Origin of the sequence: Bacillus sp. 2B09 (assembly GCF_003946835.1) — a bacterium.
Classification (GTDB): domain Bacteria; phylum Bacillota; class Bacilli; order Bacillales; family Bacillaceae; genus Bacillus; species Bacillus altitudinis.
This window is the reverse complement of record NZ_RPSG01000007.1, coordinates 55671-78268: the sequence shown is the minus strand read 5'-3', so window position 1 is coordinate 78268 and position 22598 is coordinate 55671. Positions and strand designations below refer to the sequence as shown.

General features: G+C 41.9%; 20 protein-coding genes. 1 reads left to right on the top strand and 19 read right to left on the bottom strand.

Going from position 1 to position 22598, the window contains the following annotated elements:
- Window position 1 precedes the first annotated feature (1 nt).
- The 6 genes from EBQ12_RS14465 to EBQ12_RS14440 all read right to left on the bottom strand — a co-directional run bounded on the left by EBQ12_RS14465 (window position 2) and on the right by EBQ12_RS14440 (window position 7792).
- Window positions 2-994 (bottom strand): thiamine pyrophosphate-dependent dehydrogenase E1 component subunit alpha, encoded by a 993-nt coding sequence (locus tag EBQ12_RS14465; RefSeq protein ID WP_017357956.1) that lies wholly within the window; start codon window positions 992-994, stop codon window positions 2-4.
- A 17-nt stretch (window positions 995-1011) separates the two neighbouring features.
- Window positions 1012-2436, bottom strand: coding sequence for a dihydrolipoyl dehydrogenase (lpdA, locus tag EBQ12_RS14460; RefSeq protein WP_125590458.1), 1425 nt, complete (start codon window positions 2434-2436; stop codon window positions 1012-1014).
- On the bottom strand, window positions 2426-3547 hold the full coding sequence (gene buk / locus EBQ12_RS14455; RefSeq protein ID WP_017357958.1) for a butyrate kinase: 1122 nt from the start codon (window positions 3545-3547) through the stop codon (window positions 2426-2428). Before buk ends, lpdA begins: the two co-directional genes overlap by 11 nt.
- A 33-nt stretch (window positions 3548-3580) precedes the next feature.
- On the bottom strand, window positions 3581-4675 hold the full coding sequence (bcd, locus tag EBQ12_RS14450; protein WP_007501155.1) for a branched-chain amino acid dehydrogenase: 1095 nt from the start codon (window positions 4673-4675) through the stop codon (window positions 3581-3583).
- 25 nt (window positions 4676-4700) lie between these two features.
- A complete protein-coding gene (gene yqiS, locus EBQ12_RS14445) occupies window positions 4701-5594 on the bottom strand; it encodes a phosphate butyryltransferase (RefSeq protein ID WP_008342231.1) in 894 nt (297 codons plus the stop codon).
- A gap of 125 nt (window positions 5595-5719) precedes the next feature.
- The gene (locus EBQ12_RS14440; protein ID WP_017367572.1) at window positions 5720-7792 is read right to left on the bottom strand and encodes a sigma-54 interaction domain-containing protein; all 2073 of its coding nucleotides are present in this window, start codon (window positions 7790-7792) and stop codon (window positions 5720-5722) included.
- A gap of 149 nt (window positions 7793-7941) precedes the next feature.
- On the opposite strand from EBQ12_RS14440, the gene EBQ12_RS14435 reads away from it, so the two are divergent.
- Window positions 7942-8178: a DUF2627 domain-containing protein gene (locus EBQ12_RS14435; protein ID WP_017357960.1), complete on the top strand. Its 237-nt coding sequence runs from the start codon at window positions 7942-7944 to the stop codon at window positions 8176-8178.
- 33 nt (window positions 8179-8211) lie between these two features.
- Here the strand turns inward: EBQ12_RS14435 and EBQ12_RS14430 are convergent, their stop codons facing one another.
- The 13 genes from EBQ12_RS14430 to nusB all read right to left on the bottom strand — a co-directional run bounded on the left by EBQ12_RS14430 (window position 8212) and on the right by nusB (window position 22588).
- Window positions 8212-8949, bottom strand: a complete 738-nt coding sequence (locus EBQ12_RS14430; RefSeq protein WP_125590456.1) for a glycerophosphodiester phosphodiesterase — start codon at window positions 8947-8949, stop codon at window positions 8212-8214.
- 226 nt (window positions 8950-9175) lie between these two features.
- The gene (locus EBQ12_RS14425; RefSeq protein ID WP_007501159.1) at window positions 9176-10276 is read right to left on the bottom strand and encodes a Rap family tetratricopeptide repeat protein; all 1101 of its coding nucleotides are present in this window, start codon (window positions 10274-10276) and stop codon (window positions 9176-9178) included.
- Window positions 10277-10725: 449 nt separating this feature from the next.
- Window positions 10726-11529, bottom strand: coding sequence for a sporulation transcription factor Spo0A (gene spo0A / locus EBQ12_RS14420; protein ID WP_125590454.1), 804 nt, complete (start codon window positions 11527-11529; stop codon window positions 10726-10728).
- A gap of 283 nt (window positions 11530-11812) precedes the next feature.
- The gene (spoIVB, locus tag EBQ12_RS14415) at window positions 11813-13090 is read right to left on the bottom strand and encodes a SpoIVB peptidase (protein ID WP_008342225.1); all 1278 of its coding nucleotides are present in this window, start codon (window positions 13088-13090) and stop codon (window positions 11813-11815) included.
- Between the two features lie 198 nt (window positions 13091-13288).
- Window positions 13289-15022, bottom strand: coding sequence for a DNA repair protein RecN (gene recN, locus EBQ12_RS14410; RefSeq protein WP_125590452.1), 1734 nt, complete (start codon window positions 15020-15022; stop codon window positions 13289-13291).
- A gap of 34 nt (window positions 15023-15056) precedes the next feature.
- Window positions 15057-15506 (bottom strand): transcriptional regulator AhrC/ArgR, encoded by a 450-nt coding sequence (gene ahrC / locus EBQ12_RS14405; protein ID WP_007501163.1) that lies wholly within the window; start codon window positions 15504-15506, stop codon window positions 15057-15059.
- Window positions 15507-15872: 366 nt separating this feature from the next.
- Complete coding sequence (locus EBQ12_RS14400) at window positions 15873-16727, bottom strand: TlyA family RNA methyltransferase (RefSeq protein WP_007501164.1); 855 nt, start codon at window positions 16725-16727, stop codon at window positions 15873-15875.
- Window positions 16724-18625: a 1-deoxy-D-xylulose-5-phosphate synthase gene (gene dxs / locus EBQ12_RS14395; RefSeq protein ID WP_125590450.1), complete on the bottom strand. Its 1902-nt coding sequence runs from the start codon at window positions 18623-18625 to the stop codon at window positions 16724-16726. Before dxs ends, EBQ12_RS14400 begins: the two co-directional genes overlap by 4 nt.
- 151 nt (window positions 18626-18776) lie before the next feature.
- On the bottom strand, window positions 18777-19673 hold the full coding sequence (locus EBQ12_RS14390) for a polyprenyl synthetase family protein (RefSeq protein WP_206761467.1): 897 nt from the start codon (window positions 19671-19673) through the stop codon (window positions 18777-18779).
- Complete coding sequence (locus EBQ12_RS14385) at window positions 19657-19917, bottom strand: exodeoxyribonuclease VII small subunit (RefSeq protein WP_003215880.1); 261 nt, start codon at window positions 19915-19917, stop codon at window positions 19657-19659. The genes EBQ12_RS14390 and EBQ12_RS14385 overlap by 17 nt, the downstream gene beginning before the upstream one ends.
- A complete protein-coding gene (xseA, locus tag EBQ12_RS14380) occupies window positions 19901-21259 on the bottom strand; it encodes an exodeoxyribonuclease VII large subunit (RefSeq protein ID WP_057079322.1) in 1359 nt (452 codons plus the stop codon). Before xseA ends, EBQ12_RS14385 begins: the two co-directional genes overlap by 17 nt.
- 70 nt (window positions 21260-21329) lie before the next feature.
- A complete protein-coding gene (gene folD / locus EBQ12_RS14375; protein WP_007501171.1) occupies window positions 21330-22181 on the bottom strand; it encodes a bifunctional methylenetetrahydrofolate dehydrogenase/methenyltetrahydrofolate cyclohydrolase FolD in 852 nt (283 codons plus the stop codon).
- A gap of 11 nt (window positions 22182-22192) precedes the next feature.
- Window positions 22193-22588: a transcription antitermination factor NusB gene (nusB, locus tag EBQ12_RS14370; protein ID WP_012010530.1), complete on the bottom strand. Its 396-nt coding sequence runs from the start codon at window positions 22586-22588 to the stop codon at window positions 22193-22195.
- Between the last annotated feature and the right edge of the window lie 10 nt (window positions 22589-22598).

Genomic DNA, 22598 nt, shown 5'->3' with positions numbered 1-22598 from the left:
CTTACTCCGCATACACGTAACGAAGTGCGCTTTCTGCATCGGCATAAGCTGCGTTTTCCGCTTCATCAGTAGCTTCGTTTACGATTTGCATGATTTCTTTTGTCATGTCTTCTTTCATTTCAGAAGTCATGACATTTCCTTCGATTAAGTACGTTTCATATTGAATGAGCGGATCTTTCTTTCTAGCTTCGAGCACTTCTTCCTTTTCTCGATAGCTAGAATCATCGTCATCACTTGAATGCGCAGTTAACCGGTAAGAAATGGTTTCAATCAATGTTGGGCCTTCGCCTCTTGCCGCACGGTCTCTCGCTTCTTTGACCGCTGCATACACTTCAAGCGGATCATTTCCATCAACCGTCACACCCGGCATTCCGTACCCTATTGCACGATCTGAAATACGCTCACATGCCACTTGTTTGTCATACGGGACAGAAATCGCATACTTATTGTTTTCACACATGAAAATAACAGGCAGCTTATGCACCGCAGCAAAGTTGGCGCCTTCGTGAAAGTCTCCTTGGTTTGAAGAGCCTTCACCGAACGTCACAAAGCTAACAAAATTCTTTTGCTCTAGACGCCCGGCAAGTGCGATGCCAACCGCATGAGGAACCTGTGTTGTCACAGGTGATGATCCAGTCACAATTCGGTTTGATCTTTGCCCAAAATGACCTGGCATCTGTCTCCCGCCTGAGTTTGGATCGTCTTTTTTCGCAAAACCAGACATCATTAAATCTTTCGCCGTCATCCCGAATGCAAGGACAACCCCCATATCACGGTAATAAGGTAAAACGTAATCCTCTTCCCTATTGAGGGCAAAAGCGGCACCGACTTGCTGCGCTTCCTGTCCTTGACAAGAGATGACGAATGGAATTTTTCCAGAACGGTTTAACAGCCACATCCGTTCATCAATTTTTCTTGCTAAAAGCATGGTTCTATATATGTCAATCGCTTGTTCATCTGATAATCCTAACTCCTGATGACGCATGTTACTCATCATGTTTCCCTCCTTGATTAAAAATGGATCGCCTTTCCGTCAACAGCCAGTGCTGCCTCGCCAATTGCTTCTGACAAGGTTGGGTGCGGGTGGATCGTCTGCCCCACTTCCCACGGAGTTGCATCTAATACTTTGGCTAATCCAGCTTCAGATATCATATCTGTTACATGAGGACCAATCATATGAATCCCTAAGATATCATCTGTCTTTTGGTCAGCAATGATTTTGACAAATCCATCAGACTCTCCAAATACAAGCGCTTTTCCAATCGCCATGAAGGGAAACTTCCCAATCTTGACTTCGTAGCCTTGCTCTTTTGCCGCCTGTTCAGTCAGCCCAACACTAGCGGTTTCTGGGTGAGAGTACACACATTTAGACACGAGCGTTTCATCAAGCGGCTTTGGATCTTGACCAGCCATATGTTCTACTGCAATCATGCCTTCATGTGATGCGACATGCGCCAGCTGAAGACCGCCAATGACATCACCTATTGCGTAAATATGCGACTCTTTCGTTTGGTAATGCTCATTCACGACAATGCCATGATTTTCTGTCTGGATGTCCGTGTTTTCAAGACCTATGCCTTCCACGTTTGGCACTCGGCCAACTGAAAGAAGCAGTTTCTCTGCTTCAAACGACTGAGTGTCTCCACCTTGTTCCACTTGGATCTTGACCAGATTCTCATGCTTTTCGGCAGTATCTGGCAGAACCTTCGCATTTGTCACTAAGGTGATGCCCTTTTTCGTTAAAAGCTTTTCCATTTCTTTAGAAATATCTTGATCCTCTGTTGGCAAAATGCGATCTGCAAATTCGATCACTGTGACTTTTACGCCAAAATCGTTAAGCATGGAAGCCCATTCGATCCCAATCACGCCTCCGCCGACAATCAGCATGGACTGAGGGAGTTCTTGCAGTTCAAGTGCTTCGTCTGATGTAAGGATGTGTGTTCCATCCGCTTCAAGTCCGGGCAGGACGCGCGGTCTTGATCCAGTCGCAATGATGACCTGCTTAGGAATCAGCATTTCATTTTCATCGCCACTCGCCATTTCTACCGAGATGGTTCCCGGCATTGGCGAAAAAATCGAAGGGCCTAGGATACGGCCTATTCCTTCGTATACATCAATTTTTCCTTGTTTCATTAAGTGTTTGACGCCGCCTGCTAATTTGTCGACAATCTCTGTTTTTCTTTTCTGTACGCTTGCAAATTGTAAGGCAATTCCGCTTGCTTCAACGCCAAAATCAGCGGCACGTTTGACCGTTTGATAGACTTCTGCACTTCTAAGCAGCGCTTTAGATGGGATACAGCCTTTATGAAGACATGTTCCACCGAGCTTTGATTTTTCTACGACTGCTGTTTTCAATCCAAGTTGAGAGGCACGAATGGCCGCTACATAGCCGCCTGTGCCTCCACCAAGAATGACGAGGTCATATTCAGTTGCCATGACTTGTCACTCCTTTCTCCGCCTTTTGATCATTTGGGTATTCTTTTGGTGATTCTTCTTCTTTTAAAATGCGAAGCGCTCCTTCTGCTAAGGATTGCAATTCATTTTCGCCTGGGTACACAACAACATCTGAAATCCAGTCAATGTATCCTCTAATGCTTGATGTAATTTGTTTGCTGTATGCAAGGCCACCTGTTAACACTATGACGTCAACAGCTCCTTTTAAAACCGCACTAGCCGCACCAATTTCTTTGGCAATTTGATAGCACATCGCTTCATAAATAAGCGCCGCACGCTCATCGCCTGCTTCAATCATTCGCTCTACTTTTACTGCATCTGTCGTGCCAAGATAGCCCGCAAGACCGCCTTCGCCAATAATGCGTTTGAGCATTTCCTCTTGCGAATATTCACCAGAAAAGCATAAATTGACAAGGTCACCTGTTGGGAGAGTACCTGCCCGCTCTGGGCTGAAAGGACCCTCACCATGAAGACCGTTATTCACATCAATGACTTTTCCTTTTTGATGTACACCAATCGTAATTCCGCCGCCCATATGGGTAATGATCATGTTCAAATCTTCATAACGTTTTCCAAACGAAGCAGCCGTTTTTCTTGCGACTGCTTTTTGATTTAACGCATGAAAAATGCTTTTCCGCTCAATTGTTGGCAGTCCTGAAATACGAGCAATTGGCTGTAGTTCATCTACGACTACGGGATCAACAATAAAAGCTGGGATGTTAAGACCAAGTGCAATTTCTCGGGCAATGATTCCGCCTAGATTAGAGGCGTGCTGGCCAGCATACCCTTCTTTTAGATCTTCAACCATTTGCTCATTTACTTCATATGTGCCACCTTCAATCGGGCGAAGCAGACCACCGCGTGCGCAAACTGCATCAAACTTTGAGATGTTCATCCCCTGTTCATGCAGTGTTTTTAAAATGGTTTCTTTACGGAATGAAAATTGATCAATGATATGAGGAAACTGCTTGATTTCCTCATCTGTATGTCTTAATGTCGTTTCAAAAATAGATCGTTCATTATGAAACACACCGATTTTTGTTGAGGTAGAGCCAGGATTAATCGTGAGAATACGCCATTCTTTTGTCAGCAAAAACAAAACCTCCGTTTCAACTCATTCATCCATTTAGCGACGACTTAAAATATGTTGACCATTTTGCAGGAATTGGCTTCTTGATTTGCGCATTCTTTCAATCCGTTCTTCAGCCAATCGGTCTGCCGCTTTATAAGTTGGAATGGCATCACGGTTAGAGATTTCAATCACTCGCTCAATGTTTTGGTAAATGCCTTCTACTTTTTTCATTGCACGATCGGCATTATAGCCATAAAGCTCATCTGCAACGTTAATCACACCGCCTGCATTGATCACATAATCCGGTGCGTACACAATGCCCATTTCATGAATAAGATCTCCATGATGTGTTTCTCTCAGCTGGTTATTCGCTGCACCTGCAATGACTTTTGCCTTTAGTTTAGGAATCGTCACATCGTTAATGGTTGCACCGAGTGCACATGGCGCGTAAATATCACATTCTTGATCATAAATATCATCAGGGTCTACCGCTTTTGCACCGAAGTCTTCTACAGCTCGCTGAACTGAGTCTTTGTTGATATCAGTGACGATAAGCTGTGCGCCTTCTTCATGCAGGTGTTTACATAGGTTGTAAGCCACGTTTCCAACACCTTGAACGGCAATTGTTTTTCCTTCTAATGAATCTGTACCGAATGCTGCTTTTGCAGCTGCTTTCATGCCTTTATATACACCGTAAGCAGTCACTGGAGATGGATTTCCTGAAGAACCAAATGCAGGAGAGATGCCTGTGACAAAGTCTGTTTCTTCATGGATAAGATCCATATCTTCTACCGTTGTACCGACATCTTCAGCGGTGATATAACGGCCATTTAATCCTTGAATGTAACGGCCAAAAGCACGGAACATTTCTTCATTCTTGTCTTTTCTCGGATCACCAATGATGACCGTTTTACCGCCGCCAAGGTTAAGCCCTGCCGCCGCATTTTTATAAGTCATACCTCTTGCAAGACGCAAGGCATCTTCGATCGCTGCTTCTTCATTTTCATATGTCCACATTCTTGTTCCGCCGAGTGCTGGCCCAAGTGTTGTATCATGAATGGCAATGATGGCTTTTAAACCAGACTGTTCATCCTGACAAAATACAAGCTGTTCATAATCGTATCGTTCCATATATTTAAAAAGTTCCATTTTCTATTCCTCCTAATACTTTCGCTTAATTAGATGTACAGATGGCAAGTGCAATTGAATAGAGCTTGCTTTCAGCTGAATCAGACCGGCTTGTTAAAGCAATCGGTGCTTTCGCTCCTGCCACCACAGCTCCCACTTTTGCATGAGCAAAGTAGATGAGAGATTTATAAAGAATGTTGCCTGCTTCAATGGTTGGCACAAGCAAAATATCTGCATGACCAGCCACATCACTCGTAATATTTTTATGAGAAGCTGCCGTTTGAGAAATGGCATTATCTAAAGCCAGCGGTCCATCAATCAGGCAGCCAGAAATTTGACCTCTTCGATTCATTTGCGCAAGGCTTGCAGCTGTGAGCGTCGAATCCATCGCTGGGTTTACGACTTCTACCGCTGATAATACCGCCACTTTGGGCATATCATTTCCGACAGCTTGTGCGACTTGAACGGAATTCACCGTAATTTCTTTCAGCATATTTAAATCAGGCGCAATGTTCATCGCAGAGTCCGTCACATAGATAAAACGGTCAAAGCCCGGTACTTCGAAGGCTGCAACATGTGAAAGGACACTCGCTGTCCGAAGCCCATATTCTTTATTTAGGACAGCTTTTAACAGTACGGCTGTCGGGACATGCCCCTTCATGAGAATATCTGCATGATTTTCACTTACTGCCTGAACGGCAATTTTGGCAGATTCTTCGGGTGAATCTGAATGAATAATATCTATCCAGTCTTCATTAATCTCATGCTGTTTGACTAGCTCCTTTAGGTTGCGTTTGTTTCCAACCAGCAGGAAGCGAGCGACTTTTCGTTCGATTGCCATTTTGATGGCATGAAGCACTTCTTCGTCTTCTGCATGAGCCACAGCCGCTGTTTTATTCTGCAGCTGCGAGGCTTTGATAATCAGATCGTCAAGCTTCATACTTGCCCACCTTTCCTTGTGCTCGGTTCCTCTTTTTATATGCAAGTTCCGTGCCAGCTTGAAATGTGTGAAAAATAAGCCTTTCCGCAAAGAAATTATGCAATTTCTTGCAGGTTACGTGCATGTTACTGCATGCTATCTTTTGCAAGCTGATACTTATCCATTTTATAGTAAAGATTTCGAATGCTGATCCCTAACGTTTTCGCTGTTTTTGTGCGATTGAATTGATGTTTTTCAAGGGTTTGTTTGATCAGCTGCGCTTCAAATGCTTCTACAGCATCTGAGAGCGTCTCCCCCTCAAATTGACTAACAGCCAGTTCCTGCTGCTCTTTTTCCTCATGCTCGTCTGACTCCATGAAGGCGATATGCGCTTCATCGATCCATTCTTCTTGCGGATTCAAAAAGATCATCGCTCGTCCAAGCACATTTTCAAGCTCTCTCACGTTGCCTGGCCAGCTATATGATCGAAGTCTATGAAGCGCACGATCTGTTAAGCCGCTGACGTTTCGCCCATAGTCTAAATTGATCTTTTGGATGAGGCGTTTACTTAATGATTCAATATCTTCGAGACGCTGCCTGAGCGGTGGGATCGATATCGGGTATCTGTTCATTCGATAATATAAATCCTCTCTGAACTTACCTTCTGCCATCGCCTTTTCAATATTGACATTTGTCGCTGTGATCACACGCACATCAACCGGTATCGCTTTCGTTCCGCCTACCCGAACAATTTCTTTTTCTTGCATGACACGCAGCAATTTCGCTTGTGTACTTGGCGTCATTTCACCGATTTCATCTAAAAAGATGCTGCCTTGATTGGCTTCTTCAAACAGCCCTTTTTTCCCGCCTCGCCTTGCACCAGAAAACGCTCCTTCCTCGTAGCCAAACAGTTCTGACTCTAAAAGAGTTTCTGATAAGGCAGCACAGTTGACACGGACAAAGCGGTTGTACTTGCGATCACTTTCATTGTGAATGGCATGCGCAAACAGCTCTTTCCCAGTACCTGATTCTCCGCGGAGTAAAATGGTTGCCGGCGTTTTTGCACCCAGCTTTGCCTGCTCAAGTGCGACAAGCATTTGTTCACTTTCTCCAATAATGTCTTCAAATGTGTACTTTGCTTCAAGTGTTCGGATGAGCTGTCTTGCTTTATTTAATTCATTCGTCAATGATTGAATTTCGGATACATCGTGAATGACGCCGACACTGCCTTTTAGAATGCCGTCCACAATAACAGGTGCTACATTGACGATGACATCTTTTTTATTTGGACCAACCTTCATTCTGACGCCACGAACAGGTCTTCTTGTTTCAAGCACCTTTAAGTGCATGCTTTCCCCTTCGGAAATATCAGCACCAGCTGGTTTACCTACGACCTCTTTATCCGTTAAACCGGTCATTTTCGTATAAGCACGGTTGATCAAAATACCTTTCCCCTGCTCATCGACAACCGATATGGCTTCATCTGATGATTGAATAATCGCCTCAAGCATCGTTCTTACTTCTTTGAGGTTTGTCACTTCTTCCGCAAGCTCCACCGCATCTGTAATGTCTTTAAAGATGGATAAAGCACCTAACATTCTCCCCGCGTCATCAATAATCGGCAGACGGGTGGTCACAATTTGAATTTGCTGATTCAAAAATTGCTTTTGGTTAAATTCCGGCTCCCTTGACCTTAATATATCGGGAAGTTTTGTGTTCGGAATCACTTCTCGAATGTGACGGCCAATCGCATCCTTTTGCGAACACCCCACCATTTTGGCAGCCGATCGATTAAACAGGACCACTTCTTCATCCATATTAATAAAAATCATGCCATCGTTCGTTGCATTAAAAATGCGGTCATGTTTATAGGTTTGTTCCTTCAATATTTGAATAAGCTGTTGTTTCTCTGCCATTAATTCTGACATGACGTATGCCATCGAGCTTGGCACAATCACAGCATGCTCTGGTTTTTGTTCAATTAATTCTTTCAGTACAGCAGAACTGCCTGTAGTTTCAATGATGATATCAATGTCATCTTTTATGTATTCTTTCCAATCCGTCGTCGTCTCAATTCCATTCTTTTTCGCTTCATCCATCCCCGGTGCCTCGAGATCAAGGTCGGCGATCGCAATGATTTGAACCGTATTTGTTTTCAGCAATGTTTCAAGCAGTGCTGATCCACCTTGTCCTGCACCGACAATCAAGACTCTCTGCATCCCGTTACCCCTTTATATGAAAAATTTTGCACACCATATTTTTCCGTTGCAAAAAATTGCACAACACCTATATTACCACGTTTTCCTTTCTTGACAAAATATTTTTTGAATTAGACAATGGAAGTAAATGACGTTTAAGGGGACATTTGATGGGGAGAATACTGGCATTAGTGATTATTTTAATACCTGGAGCCTTTGCAGCACTTGGCATTAAGCTGCTGCGTGACACTGTTTTCGGCATCATCATTGCACCATTTCCATATTTATGGCTGCAAGGAATTGCAGGGTTGTTATTTTTAGGGGGAGGTCTTTATGTTGTTGCAGGATTTATTTTATATAGAGACCGTAAACGAAATAAAGTAACAACTCGTTTTAAGCAAAGGTAATCATGAAAAAGACCCGCTGTTGATAGCGGGTCTTTATTTCATTTCTTCTCTTATTTTGACGGCTCGATCAGGAAAATCTGTAAAGATTCCATCAACACCCAAGGTCAACATATTTTTTATTTGCTTCTCACTGTTTACAGTAAACGGTCTAATCACTTGTTGGTCCGCATGGAGAGCGGCTACTACTTCTTTTGTCACCCCAGCGCCCTTTATATTCGGATGGTAGCCCTTTGCCGGGATTGTTTTTAAATACATGTCCGGCTGATGAATCACATCCATTGTGAGGACCGCCAGTTCAATGTGCGGCATTAGCTTGTGAAAAAGAGCTAAGCTGCCGTGATGAAATGATGAGACAAGCACTCGATCCTCTATTTGAAAGTGCTCAATTTGCTCTTTTACTTTCTCTTCAATCCCTGGATATCGATAAATAGAGTTTTTTAATTCAATGTTGATCATAAAGGATGGTCTCTGCGTCACTAGCTCTAATACTTCTTCTAATAGAGGAATGGAGACCGCACCCGTTTCTTCATAGAAAGAATGACTCGCATCTCCTCTTTTTAACTCTTCATATGTATAGTCTTTCACTAACCCTTTCATATTGGTCGTTCGGTTCAGCTTTTCATCGTGAATGACAGCTAGTCTGCCGTCTTTGGTGAGCTGAACATCAAGCTCAATCCCATCCGCTCCAGAATGGAGTGCGTGCTCAAAGGCAATCATGGTGTTCTCTGGATAGTTTCCTTTAAACCCTCTATGTGCAAAAATTTTCGTCATATGCCACCTCTAAATATGATGATTACCTATATTATGACGTGTCTTTTTTTGTTTTGCCAGTTTGAGCACATAAAAAAACCTCTTCTGATAAGAGAGAAGAGGTTGACAGGTAAATTCGATCACGTAATCGCTCTGATGGCTTGCTCTGTCGTCTCTGCGTCAAGAGCAAAAAGGGAAGAAACAACTGCGACTGCTGTAACGATTGTTACACCTAACAACAACTTTTTCATAAGATAACCTCCACTTTCTTTTGAAGTATTTGTGCATCGAATTTCTTTTCAAGAAAACGAATGGCATTTTGATAATCATTTCGTTCCTTGAAGTATTTCGATATTTGTTCAGACAAATCCTCAAGCTCCACATATAATCTATTTTTTTCTATGTAGTCTAATTTTTCAGAGAATACGTCTGCTGCTCCACTATTTTCGCACATCAAATCCAAAATTTCAAATTTTACTATATATTCATTATTTTGGATATCGCAACTATATTGAATCCCCTCTTTAATATATTCTTTCGCCTCATGATCTCCTAAATGAACTAAGGCATTTGCGAGAACATATAAAGATTGGATGAAATAATGGCTATTGTCGCGATGAATTTGAATGCTCATCCCTTTTTTGGCGTATTGCGCACTTTTTTCATAATCATGTTTTGCGTAATAAAGAACCGCTAAATTGTGATAGCACTTCCCAATCAGCACTTCATTGTTAATGCGCTTACTTTTCTCAAGTGCCTCTTGGTACTTTTCCTCAGCTTCATCAAACTGTAGTAAATCAATACAGTTGCTTGCATGTAAAATCAAGCTGTCAATCGCCTGTGCGGTATATTCCTCATGCGCTTTAAACGTATCAATGGCTTTTTTAATATGATTAATGGAAATGAAATTTTGCTTCAGTTCGTAATAAATGGAAGCGACTTTATGATGAAAAGTTCCGACTTCAAGATCTTCATTCACACGTTTTAGCCGCTGCTCAGCAATCTTATAAAAACTAATCGCCTCATCATATTTTTTGACATAGGCAGCATATTGGCCTTTATAAAAGTAAAAATAAAAATTAATAATGTCATCTGCTTTTTCATCCAGCGTTCCGACACTTTTCATAATCTGATTGGCTTTTTCAATATTTCCAAGTAACATTTCATGTCTGCCGTCGACTAGTTGATAATAAAGAAGAACTTCTCGATCCTCATCTGTATTTTTTAGCAAATTCTGAATTTTCTCTTTATAGACAGCAGATTTTTCTAGGTCATTCTGAGAAATGACCCTCGTCCACTTGCTAATTTCGTTCGCAACCTCAGCAGAGTGGATTTTCAGCTTTCCCATAACCTCACCCTCTTCTTTTCATTATTATAGCATAGTAAAAGAATGTGAAAATTATTAAATTCGACAATGGGAATATTCAGTTCAAATGGCACAATCTCTAAGAAGCCAGTGACTTTAAAACGCCAACCAATCAGGTCAATAGAAATAGAACTTTCGATCTCATTTACTTTATTTACTAATTACATAAGACCTTTTCCTCTCATCCTTTTTCTTACGAATGAGCGTTTTCTTCTTCTATAAGCCAATTGATTAGCGTAGCTGATTACCACTATTTTATGTCCTATTCATTTCTTTCATGCTTTATTTTTCATTTTATTCTGAAAATAAAGCAGCCCGTTTGTCCAATTTAAACATTAAAGATGATTTTATCAACACAACCATTTTTTAGCAATATTTTACGAAAATAAAAAAACGCCTCATTAAAGAAACGTTTTTTTATGGAAGGTGACTTAGCTTGCTCTATGCTCTAAACGCAGTCGATCAGCCACCATGGCAATAAATTCGGAATTGGTCGGTTTGGCTTTTGACATGCTGACTGTGTAGCCAAAGAGTGACGAAATGGAGTCAATATTCCCTCTGCTCCAAGCCACTTCAATGGCATGACGAATCGCTCGTTCTACCCTGCTGGCTGTCGTGTTAAATTTCTTTGCAATGTCTGGGTACAATACTTTTGTAATACTGCCGAGTAGTTCAATATCATTGTACACCATCGAAATGGCTTCTCTTAAGTATAAATAACCTTTAATATGAGCTGGCACGCCAATCTCATGAATAATCGTCGTAATGCTCGCATCTAAGTTCTTACGTTTCGGTTCAGGTTTGCTGCGAAGGACACTGTTTTGGATAGATGAAGATCGACGGCTGACTTGTGTGCCGTTTCCACTGACTTGACGAATATGACCTACGAGGTTTTCCATATCGAATGGTTTCAAAATGAAATAGGATGCGCCCAAATCGACTGCTTTTTTCGTTACGTCTTCTTGTCCGAAAGCCGTCAGCATAATGACACTTGGCTGTTTGGTCATTTCATTGTTTTCACGGAGGCGTTCCAGTACAGCAAGACCGTCTAAATGAGGCATGATAATATCTAAGAGGAGAACGTCGGGCTCTTTATCTTTAAATAATGTCAGACATTCCTGACCATTATACGCCACGCCAAGTACTTCCATATCTTCCTGTCCCTCAATATACTCTGTCAAAAGGCCAACAAGTTCTCGATTGTCATCAGCTACACACACTTTAATTTTCTCCACGTTCTTTCCTCCCCAATGTCGATTCCTTAGTCTTTTGCATTTCTCTTCTGAGTGTTCAATTCGACAAAACCATGCTATCCCCTTTAAAAAAGTTTAATTTTCCGAATAATAGAGCATTATCTAGCTTTTTCTACGTTTTTCTTAATGAATCGACGATTATTGCAATTTGACAACACACTGTTTTCCATTTTGTCGAAAAATCTCTTTTTCCTTATTTTATAACATGATGGAAGAGAAAGAAAGGGTAGAAAAAAACTGCCGGAAGATTCGCGGCAGTTTTTCATCAGCTTGCTTTTTTGTTTTTTTGATAAAGGTCAATTCCTGCTTCTGACAGCATCCATTCAATGTGTACGCCGTATCCGCTTGTCGGGTCATTGACGAACACGTGAGTGACCGCTCCAATGACTTTGCCATTTTGGATGATCGGACTACCGCTCATTCCTTGAACGATCCCGCCCGTTTTGCTTAATAAGCGTTCATCTGTTACTTTAAGCACCATTCCTTTTGTTGCCGGGAATTTTTGTGGTGTTGTGCTGACGATTTTAATATCAAATTTCTCTACTTTATCATGGTCCACGACCGTTAATATTTCGGCTGGACCTTCTTTTACTTCACTTGATAATGCGACTGGAAGTGGTTTGTCTGCTACATGATTTTCAAGTTTTTCGGTTAACGTACCAAATATACCGAATGGACTGTTACGTGAAATATCACCTATCGTTTTTCTTTCGGAAGAAAACCTGGCCAATTTTTCTCCAGGGTTGCCTCCTGTCCCTTTTTCAATGGATGTGACGGTTGATCTGACAATTTCACCATTGTCGACTACGATTGGTTTTTTTGTATCCATGTCAGAAATCACATGCCCAAGGGCGCCATATTTTTTAGAAGATGGTTCAAAGAAGGTCATCGTCCCGATTCCTGCTGCGGAATCACGAATATAAAGACCGATTCGATAAGTACCTTCACTTGCATCTTTCGCGGGTGTTAATGTCGTTTGAAAGGTTTTATGGTCTCTTTTTATGAGTAAATGAAGGGTTTCCCCCGTTTTTCCGGCTTTCTGAATAAATGGGGTGAGGTCATTCATCTTCTCCATTTTCTGACCATTGATCTCAATGATCATATCCCCTGATTGAATGCCTGCAGCTTCACCTGGTGATTTTTTGCCGTCTGCTGTTGTGATTTGATGAAAACCGACAACGAGAACTCCGACAGAATGGAGTTTGACGCCAATGGATTGTCCTCCAGGAATGACTTTTAATTCGGGAAGAACATCGACTTTTGTTTTCTTAATAGGAAATCCTTTAAAATCATAAACAATTTCGGCTTTTCCCGCCTTTTGTCCCGTTACTTCAAGTTGATTCTTTTTCTCTGAAAGACTAAAGGCTGGTGAAGAAGCATTGGCTGACGCTTCAATGGATGTATCAATCGAATGCTTCTCGTGTTCAAATACTGCGACAGTTGTTGGAATGCTGATATATTCCTTCACTATGCTCATAAACCCTGTACTTATTAAAGAAACAAGGAGAATCACACCAATGGCTTTTCTCATCTTTTCGGGCATTCATTTTTCACTCTCCTCGCTCCTTACCCACACCAGAACATTAATGTTTTGGCTACATCTTTACTTTTGCCTTCTTAGCGAGGATTTATAACCGACACCTTTAGAAAATGATTGGATAAATTGATAAAAGAAAAAGACGATTTCATGCGTATATACGGCGAATATGAGACAATATAAAAAAGGCAGCTGTTGTTTCAGCTACCCTGTCGTTTTGACATCTTTTGCTTGGTGCAGTAATTCTTTTGCATGCTGTTTTGTGAGCTCAGTGACTTCTACACCAGCAATCATTCGGCCAATTTCACTCACTTTTTCATCATCACTGAGTGGTTTGACGTTCGTCATTGTTCTACCAGCTTTAGCGCGTTTAGAAATAAAAAGATGTGTATCAGCCATTGCTGCGACTTGCGGAAGATGGGTAATACAGAGTACTTGTGAGCCTGCTGCTACTTTATAAATTTTTTCAGCAATGGCTTGTGCGACTCTGCCGCTAACACCCGTATCCACTTCATCAAATATAATGGACGTCACTTCTTGTTTCGCTGAGAAAATACTTTTCACTGCCAGCATGACACGTGAAATTTCTCCTCCAGATGCTACTTTTGACAAAGATTTCATCGGTTCACCCGGATTTGTAGAAATGACAAATTGCGCTTGATCTATGCCATTTTTTCCGAGCTGTACGGGTTTTCCATCTAAAAGCGGGCAGTCCGTACTGCCAAAAGGTGCATATCGAATCGTAAAAGCGGTATCAAAAGAAGACTTCTCCATATATAAATCCTTCAATTCAGCTTGAATATGCTTCGCCAGTTTTTTCGCCCATTTTTTACGGAGCTCTGACACGTTAAGCGCTTCAAGCAATGCATCCCGGCTTATCGCATCAAGTTTGTTTTTAAGTGTCTGCAAATGGCTGTCTCGATTTTGGATTTGGTCTATCTCCTCTTCAATCTTAGCCGCATATTCTAAAATTTCCTCAACGGTTGTGCCGTATTTTCGCTTCAGCTGCTTCATCTCATTTAGTCTAGACTCAATAAAATCAAGACGGGCTGGGTCAAATTCTAATTGATCAAGCATGCTGCGCATTTGAAAAGTAGAATCTTCTAATAAATAATAGGAGTTTGACACTTGCTCAGAGAGCTTTTTCAGATCGTCGTTGATCTCAGAAACTTGCTCAAGCTCGCTTGAAGCCATCCCAACCCAATCAAGTCCTCCCTGCTCATTACGCAGAGCATTATATGCGTTTTGAAGTGAGGAAAAGATTTTTTCAAAATTGCTGATTTGATGACGTTCCTCTTGAAGCTTCTCATCTTCCCCAGGCTCTAATTGTGCCGCTTCAATCTCTTCCAGCTGAAATTGCAATAAGTCTAACCGGTGAACCATTTCCTGTTCATTTTCAGACAGCTGTTTGAGCTTTTGCGCCGTCTTCATATATTGATCATACGCTTCTTGATACTGTGAGAGAGCAGGTGCAATTTCTTCTGCTCCAAATTGATCAAGCAAATGTAAATGATTTTCATCTTCCATTAACAGCTGATTATCGTGCTGTCCATGTATATCAAGCAAAAGACGGCCAACTTCTCTTAAAAGCGAGATGGTGACAAGCTTCCCATTAATGCGGCAAATGCTTTTCCCGCTTTGATTGATATCACGGCGAAGAATCATCATTTCATCAGATGCATCAATTCCTTGCTCCTCGCAAAGGGCAAATACAGGATGATCTGCTGGTACAAGAAAAAGACCTTCCAGCTCTGCTTTTTTTTCGCCATAACGGACAAATTCGGATGATCCTCTTCCCCCTACAAGAAGTGAGACAGCGTCAATCATGATTGATTTTCCGGCACCTGTTTCCCCTGTTAGAACTGTGAGTCCTTTTTCAAACGAAACCGTTAACTCCTCAATGATTGCAAAGTTTTTAATGGTTAGTTCTGCTAACACTCATTTGACACCTCTTTTTGTAAACCTGATCTCTTTATAGAAGTTCTAAAATTTTAGACGAAACGGTATCCGTATCATCTGGCGTGCGGCAAATGATTAAGATGGTATCATCCCCACAAATGGTTCCCATAATTTCTTCCCAATCTAAATTATCCATTAAAGCACCGATGGCTTGAGCGTTCCCAGGCATTGTTTTTAGAACGATTAAATGACTGGCAGCATCCATTTTAATAAATGCGTCCATTAAGGAACGCTTTAATTTTGATAGCGGGTTAAACCGCTGATCTGCAGGAAGGCTGTATTTATATGTTCCGTTATTTGTTGGCACTTTGACTAAATGCAGTTCTTTGATATCTCTTGATACGGTCGCCTGTGTGATGTTATATCCATCCGCTTTCAAAATATCGACTAATTCGTCTTGTGTTTCGATTTCTTGACTTGCGATAATTTCTCTAATCTTAATATGTCTTTGACCTTTGTTCATTTTGACCCCCCTAGGCGTTAGAATCTCAGTTTGTCTTTACGTTCTATGTTATATGATGCACACTTCAAAAAACAAGCATTACGTGAGAGACGGTTAATTCTGATCTTTTGACCATGTAAAAAGGAATAATAGCGAGCTATTATTTCGTTCAGCATGTAGACAAACCCTCGCATTCTTTGTCAGTCCTGCGCTCTGGTGCTCACGAATGCCAAATTCGCTCCGCGCCAGTACTCGTCCTTCCTAGACTGCAAAGGTTTTCTATCACGCTGAAAAGAAGACAAAGGGCTAAAATCAAGTTCATTTTAGCCCTTTGTCAACAATCTAAAAGGAATAATAGCGAGCTATTATTCCTTTTGTTTCAATAATTCATGTGTCAGCCGGCTCAGGACTGTTTTTCTTTTCTTTCAATACGGCATGGGCTTCTTTGACGACTTTTTCAAGTTCAGATACTGGAAGTGCCGTATTCTCTTCTTGATCGGGATGCAGGACCAAGTGGAGGAGAAATTCGATATTTCCATCTCCGCCTGTAATGGGTGAAAAAGAAACATCCTTTACATCATAGCCTTCTTTTGCAGCAAATTGATTCATTTCTTCTAGCACACCAAGATGTACAGAAGGTTCTCGCACAATGCCTTTTTTTCCAACAAGCTCTCTGCCCGCTTCAAACTGCGGCTTCACTAGCGCAATACAGTCGCCGCCTGGGATAAGAATATGTTTTAATGCGGGCAGAATGAGTTTGAGCGAGATAAATGATACATCGATAGATGCAACCTCTGGTAATCCTTCGGTGAAATCTGCCGGAACAGAATGGCGGAAGTTGGTGCGTTCCATGACGATCACCCGATCATCCTGTCGTAATTTCCACGCAAGCTGATTGTAGCCAACATCCACAGCATAGGATTTGACTGCTCCATTTTGGAGTGCGCAATCTGTAAATCCCCCTGTTGATGAGCCGATATCAATTAAAAGCTTTCCTTCAACGGTTAAATCAAATTCTTGAAGTGCCTTTTCGAGCTTTAGCCCACCTCGACTGACATATTTCAGCGGATTCCCCTTCACAGTCAACGGGGTATCACGAGCGATTTTTTCTCCTGGCTTATCCAAACGGTTTTCATTTGAGTAAACGATCCCTGCCATAATGGCGCGTTTTGCTTTCTCTCTCGTTTCCATTAGTCCTTGTTCGACTAATAAAACGTCAAGTCGTTCTTTCTTTGATGTCATGATCCAATTCCTTTTCTTGGTGCTGCGGGAAGCAGGTCACGTAACGTTTCAGCAACCTGTGTTTTCGTCAGTCCAATTTCCTCAAGTAGCGCATCGACACTTCCATGCTCAATAAATTCATCTGGAATGCCCATACGTTCTACTTTTATATGAGACGCTTTTTTATCGTGAATATATTCTAATACGCTGCTGCCAAATCCACCCTGAAGCACCGCTTCTTCTATTGTTAAAATTGGCAAACCTTCAGACAGTATCTCATTTAACATGCCTTCATCAAGAGGCTTAATGAAACGTGCATTGACAACACGAATTGATTTTCCTTCTTTTTGCAGTTCTTCTGCTGCCTGCAGCGCCATTTTAATGGTTGTACCGAATGTTAAAATGACAGCATCTTTCCCGGGACGAAGAACTTCCCAAGAACCAATTGGGATGGTTTTCAGCTGTTCATCCATTTTGACGCCTAGTCCATTTCCACGCGGGAAGCGCATGGCGATTGGACCATTATCATATTGAATGGCTGTGTTGACCATATGCTGTCCTTCATTTTCATCCTTTGGCATCATGAGAACCATATTCGGCATATGACGCATGAAAGCAATGTCAAACACACCTTGATGTGTTTCTCCATCTGCACCGACAAGACCTGCACGGTCAATTCCAATGAACACATTGAGATTTTGACGGCAAATATCATGCAGCACTTGGTCATAGGCTCTTTGGAGGAATGTTGAATAAATCGCTAAAAATGGCTTCATGTCCTGTGTAGCAAGTCCGGCTGCCATTGTTGCAGCGTGCTGCTCTGCAATTCCAACATCAAACATTCGCTCAGGGAATTCTTTTGCAAATCCTTCAAGCTTTGAGCCAACGGGCATTGCAGGTGTAATTGCGACAATCCGCTCATCTTCCCGTGCAAGCTTTCTGACGGTTTCACTGACGAGACCACTCCATGACGGTGCAGCTGCTGTCGGTTTTACAAAGTCACCTGTGTCGATTTTGTATGGTCCTGTTCCGTGCCATGTGCCGATCTTATCAGATTCGGCCGGCTTATAGCCTTTTCCTTTTTTCGTGATGACATGAAGGAGAACCGGGCCTTTTGTTTTCTTTGCGTACTCAAGATTCTCAAACAAATCTTCATAGGAATGTCCATCTACTGGTCCTAAGTAAGTAAAACCCATTTCCTCAAAGAACATACCAGAGACAAGCAAATATTTCAGACTGTCCTTGATACGTTCTGCTGTTGCAGCAAGCTTCCCTCCTACTGCTGGGATACGCTTGAATAAGTATTCAAGCTCGTCCTTTACCCATTGGTATTTACCAGCTGTACGTAGTCTGCCAAGCATTGTATGGATCGCCCCAACGTTTGGCGCAATACTCATTTCATTGTCGTTTAAGATCACAATCATGTCTTTTTTTTCATCCCCGATATGGTTCAGTGCTTCTAACGCCATACCGCCGGTTAGTGCACCATCGCCGATAATCGGGAGAATGTATTCATCTGTTCCTTTAATGTCACGCGCTGCCGCCATTCCCATTGCACCAGATAATGAGGTTGAACTGTGTCCAGTTTCCCAAACATCATGTTCACTTTCATTTCGTTTAGGGAACCCGCAGAGCCCTTTATACTGACGAAGTGTATCAAACTCGGCGCCTCTTCCAGTTAACAGCTTGTGAACGTAAGACTGATGTCCAACATCCCAAAGAAATTTGTCTTTCGGGCTGTCAAATACTTTGTGAAGTGCAACAGTAAGTTCAACGACACCAAGGTTTGGACCAATGTGCCCACCAGAGTTCGCTAACGACTCAATTAAAAACGTGCGAATGTCCGCACTCAGCTCCTCTAATTCTGCATTTGACATTCCTTTTAGAAACGTTGGATTTTTTATTGATAAAAGATCCAATCAGGATCAACTCGCTTTCAACAAAATTTCTATCTACATATATAATGCCTTATTCCTATGAAAACCAATTCAGGAATAAGAGTTGTCTCATCATGATAAACTGTTTACAGTTTACCACAATTGCTCGAGGACCCTCAAATCTAGGCTGTTTTTAGTGATCTCGTGAGGCAATCAGATCGCATAAATCATGCAGCAAGTTTTGCTCCAACTCAAGATTTGAGACAATTTCTTTCGCACGAGTGATATGTTCATCCAGCTTTTCTTTTGCTCCTGAAAGCGTTAATAAAGAAGGATATGTCGACTTTTCATTTGCTGTATCGGAGCCGATCCGCTTTCCTATTTTCTCTTCGCTGCCTTCAAGATCTAAAATATCATCACGGATTTGAAAAGCAATGCCAATATGATAGCTGAATTCTCTCAGCTTTTCGATCTCATCATCAGGTGCACCTGCCAGTATCGCACCAGCAACCACACTAAAGGTGAGTAGCTTTCCTGTTTTGCGGGCATGAATCGATTCTAATTCAGAAAGAGGGATTTGTTTCTGTTCTGCTTCCATATCATCAAATTGCCCGCCAACCATTCCGAGTGCACCTGCTGATGTAACAAGTTCATCGATGATTCGAAGCTTTTGATCAGCAGGTACATCGTCAGATAATTGCGATGTGATCAGACGGAAGCTTTCAGTGAGCAGCGCATCACCTGCAAGAACAGCTGTTGCCTCGCCGTATACTTTATGGTTGGTCGGCTTTCCTCTGCGCAGATCATCATCGTCCATACAAGGAAGATCATCATGTATCAACGAATACGTATGAATCATTTCCACTGCACAGCCTACTGGTATACCGTCTTCTTCCCTTTTTCCATACGCATTTAAAAGAGCAAGAACAAGCACAGGACGCAGTCTTTTTCCGCCAGCTTTCAGAGAATAAAGCATAGAAGATTTCAGCTCTTCTGGAATAGACAATTCCTGCACATATGTAAATAAATAATCTTCAATTGCTTGTTTTCGTGTTGTTAAAAATTCGTTTAAGTTACTTGTCACCAGCATCTGCCTCCTTCACAGAAAAAGGAGCCAGTTCACCGTCCTCTTTCAAAATGAAATCCATTTGCTTTTCAACATGCTGTAATTTTTCATGGCAAAGTTTTGAGAGTGTCATGCCCTCTTGGAAATAGTGGATGGCTTGTTCAAGCGGTACATCGCCTTCTTCGAGCTTTCCCACAATCTCTTCAAGTCCTTTCATGGCCTCTTCAAATGTCATTTGTTCTTCTTTTTGTTTATTTGATTCTGTCATGATGATTGCCCTCCTTCTCAATAACCTCACAAATCAGACGTCCATCCTTCATTGTAATCGTCAGTTGATCCTTCGTTTCTACTTGATTCACACTTTTAATGAGCTCATCTTCTTTATAGGCTAAACTATAGCCTCTTTCCATGACTTGAAGCGGATTTAATGCATTTAGTTTACCAAGAACCGATTGGAACTGCGAATGAATTGATTTCATTTGCACATTCATGCTCCGAACGAGCTGTTCTGTTTCATTGGCATGGCGTTTTTTCGCCTGAAGCAGCTGTTCTTTTGGATGAAGCGGCTTCAGTCTATATGTTTGGCGGTCAAGTTGACTGCGTTTTTGTTCCATTTGTCTTGTCAGCTGTTTTTGAAAACGATCAAATACCATATCGAATTGCTGCTCTTTTTGCTCTTGTAATCGTTTTGGAAAACGGAAAGCATAGGAGGATTGAAGTGCCACAAGACGGTCTTTTGCTTGTGACGTTCGATTTTTTACCGCTCTTGTTAACCGAATGTCGATTGATTTGATTCGTTCGATTAAGTCGGCAGTGCTTGGAACAGCTAGTTCTGCTGCTCCTGTTGGTGTGGGTGCTCTCATGTCTGCAGTGAAATCACTAATGGTAAAGTCTGTTTCGTGCCCAACCGCAGAAATGATTGGAATGTCTGATGCGAAGATCGCTCTTGCGACTGCTTCTTCATTAAAGGCCCAAAGTTCTTCAATCGATCCTCCGCCTCTCCCGACAATCAAGACATCACAAAGCTGTTTTTCATTGGCTTCTTTAATCCGTTCCACAATCGAACGCGGAGCATTTTCTCCTTGGACTAATGCCGGAAGCACAATGATCTTGGCCTGCTGATAGCGCCGATTGATCGTGGTAATGACATCTCGAACAGCTGCTCCTGTTGGGGATGTAATAACACCAACAACCTCTGGAAATTCAGGAATTGTTTTTTTATAGCGCTCATCAAATAAGCCTTCACTTGCTAGTTTCTTCTTCAGCTCTTCATAGGCAAGATGAAGAGCACCAACACCATCAGGCTGCATTTCTTTTGCATATAATTGATAGCTTCCGCTCGGTTCGTAGACTTGAATTCCGCCTCGTACGAACACTTTCATCCCGCTCTTTGGTGAAAAAGGCAGCTTGGACGCGGAGCGCTGGAACATGACGGCTTGCATACGTGCATTTTCGTCCTTTAAGGTGAAATAAACATGCCCTCTTGAATGAATCTTCACATTTGATAACTCACCTTTGATCCAAATATCTTCTAAATGAGGGTCAACATCAAATTTTCTTTTTATGTATTTTGTAAGGGCTGTGACCGTCACAAAGGCTTTTTCACTCATGACGTATTCCTCCTCTTCAAAAACGCACATTCATCCACCGGCAGCACGCAGGTGGATGAATGGATCAAGCTTATGATAATGTACGTTTTGCTGATTTAACCGTATTGTGTGCAAGCATCGTAATTGTCATTGGACCCACTCCGCCAGGGACTGGTGTGATGTATGAAGCTTTTTCTTTTGCTGCTTCAAAGTCAACGTCCCCTACAAGTTTCCCTGTTTCTAGACGATTGACTCCTACATCAATGACAATAGCGCCTTCTTTAATTTGGTCAGCTTTAATAAAGTTTGCTCGACCGACGGCAACAACTAAAATGTCCGCTTTTAACGTATGTTCTGAAATGTTCGCCGTTCTTGAATGACAGTAGGTGACGGTTGCATTTTCGTTTAGTAGCAATTGTCCAACTGGTTTGCCGACGATATTGCTTCGTCCTACAACGACCACTTCTTTTCCAGAGAGATCCACACCTGTTTTGTTCAATAATTCAACAATACCTGCTGGTGTGCAAGGGAGGAATGTGTCTTCTCCAAGTAGCATTTTCCCGATATTCAGCGGATGAAAACCATCTACGTCTTTCTCTGGTGAAATTCGTTCAATGACGGCTTTTTCAGAAATATGTTTTGGCAGTGGAAGCTGAACAAGAATTCCGTGGAATTGATCATTCGCATTGTACTGATCAATCATCTTTAGCAATTCCTCTTCTGTTAAAGAAGCATCTAAATGATCAAGCTGGAAATGCATGCCCATGGCTTCTGCTGCTTTTTTCTTCCCGCGTACGTAAGAAAGTGAAGCCGGATCATCACCGATTAGAATAACGGCAAGACCAGGTGTGACTCCTTTTTGTTTTAGCTCTTCTACTTCTTTTGCTAATTGTTCACGCTTTTCTTTTGCTGTTTCTTTCCCATCGATGATTGTTGCTGTCATGTCGAATCCTCCTATTGTTGCTTTAGGTCGTTTTTAATGTTTGAAAGTACACCATTTACAAATTTCGGCGCCTTATCGTCACCGAACAATTTAGCCAGTTCAATGGCTTCATTCATTGAAACACTCACCGGGATATCTTCTTGATATACCATTTCGTACACAGACAGCCTTAAAATGGCTCTGTCTACGTTCGCAATACGATCAAGTTTCCAATTCACAAGATGCTGTGAAATCATGTCATCGAGCTTGTCCTTTTGTTCGAGCACACCGAAAACCAGTTCCTCGAAAAAAGGATCTGATTCTTGTTCATCCAGCGCATGTGTAATGGCCTCTTTCGGATCAATATTGCTGACATCAATTTGAAATAATGTTTGTAGCGCCTTTTCTCTTGCAGTTCTTCTTTTCATTATTTACTCC

What these genes read in the sequence shown, in the direction of transcription:
- EBQ12_RS14465 (WP_017357956.1), bottom strand. Translation starts at nt 994, where the DNA reads ATGAGTAACATGCGTCATCAGGAGTTAGGATTATCAGATGAACAAGCG.
- lpdA (WP_125590458.1), bottom strand. Translation starts at nt 2,436, where the DNA reads ATGGCAACTGAATATGACCTCGTCATTCTTGGTGGAGGCACAGGCGGC.
- bcd (WP_007501155.1), bottom strand. Translation starts at nt 4,675, where the DNA reads ATGGAACTTTTTAAATATATGGAACGATACGATTATGAACAGCTTGTA.
- yqiS (WP_008342231.1), bottom strand. Translation starts at nt 5,594, where the DNA reads ATGAAGCTTGACGATCTGATTATCAAAGCCTCGCAGCTGCAGAATAAA.
- EBQ12_RS14440 (WP_017367572.1), bottom strand. Translation starts at nt 7,792, where the DNA reads ATGCAGAGAGTCTTGATTGTCGGTGCAGGACAAGGTGGATCAGCACTG.
- EBQ12_RS14435 (WP_017357960.1), top strand. Translation starts at nt 7,942, where the DNA reads ATGGGGAGAATACTGGCATTAGTGATTATTTTAATACCTGGAGCCTTT.
- EBQ12_RS14430 (WP_125590456.1), bottom strand. Translation starts at nt 8,949, where the DNA reads ATGACGAAAATTTTTGCACATAGAGGGTTTAAAGGAAACTATCCAGAG.
- EBQ12_RS14425 (WP_007501159.1), bottom strand. Translation starts at nt 10,276, where the DNA reads ATGGGAAAGCTGAAAATCCACTCTGCTGAGGTTGCGAACGAAATTAGC.
- spoIVB (WP_008342225.1), bottom strand. Translation starts at nt 13,090, where the DNA reads ATGCCCGAAAAGATGAGAAAAGCCATTGGTGTGATTCTCCTTGTTTCT.
- ahrC (WP_007501163.1), bottom strand. Translation starts at nt 15,506, where the DNA reads ATGAACAAAGGTCAAAGACATATTAAGATTAGAGAAATTATCGCAAGT.
- EBQ12_RS14400 (WP_007501164.1), bottom strand. Translation starts at nt 16,727, where the DNA reads ATGACATCAAAGAAAGAACGACTTGACGTTTTATTAGTCGAACAAGGA.
- EBQ12_RS14390 (WP_206761467.1), bottom strand. Translation starts at nt 19,673, where the DNA reads ATGCTGGTGACAAGTAACTTAAACGAATTTTTAACAACACGAAAACAA.
- EBQ12_RS14385 (WP_003215880.1), bottom strand. Translation starts at nt 19,917, where the DNA reads ATGACAGAATCAAATAAACAAAAAGAAGAACAAATGACATTTGAAGAG.
- xseA (WP_057079322.1), bottom strand. Translation starts at nt 21,259, where the DNA reads ATGAGTGAAAAAGCCTTTGTGACGGTCACAGCCCTTACAAAATACATA.
- folD (WP_007501171.1), bottom strand. Translation starts at nt 22,181, where the DNA reads ATGACAGCAACAATCATCGATGGGAAAGAAACAGCAAAAGAAAAGCGT.
- nusB (WP_012010530.1), bottom strand. Translation starts at nt 22,588, where the DNA reads ATGAAAAGAAGAACTGCAAGAGAAAAGGCGCTACAAACATTATTTCAA.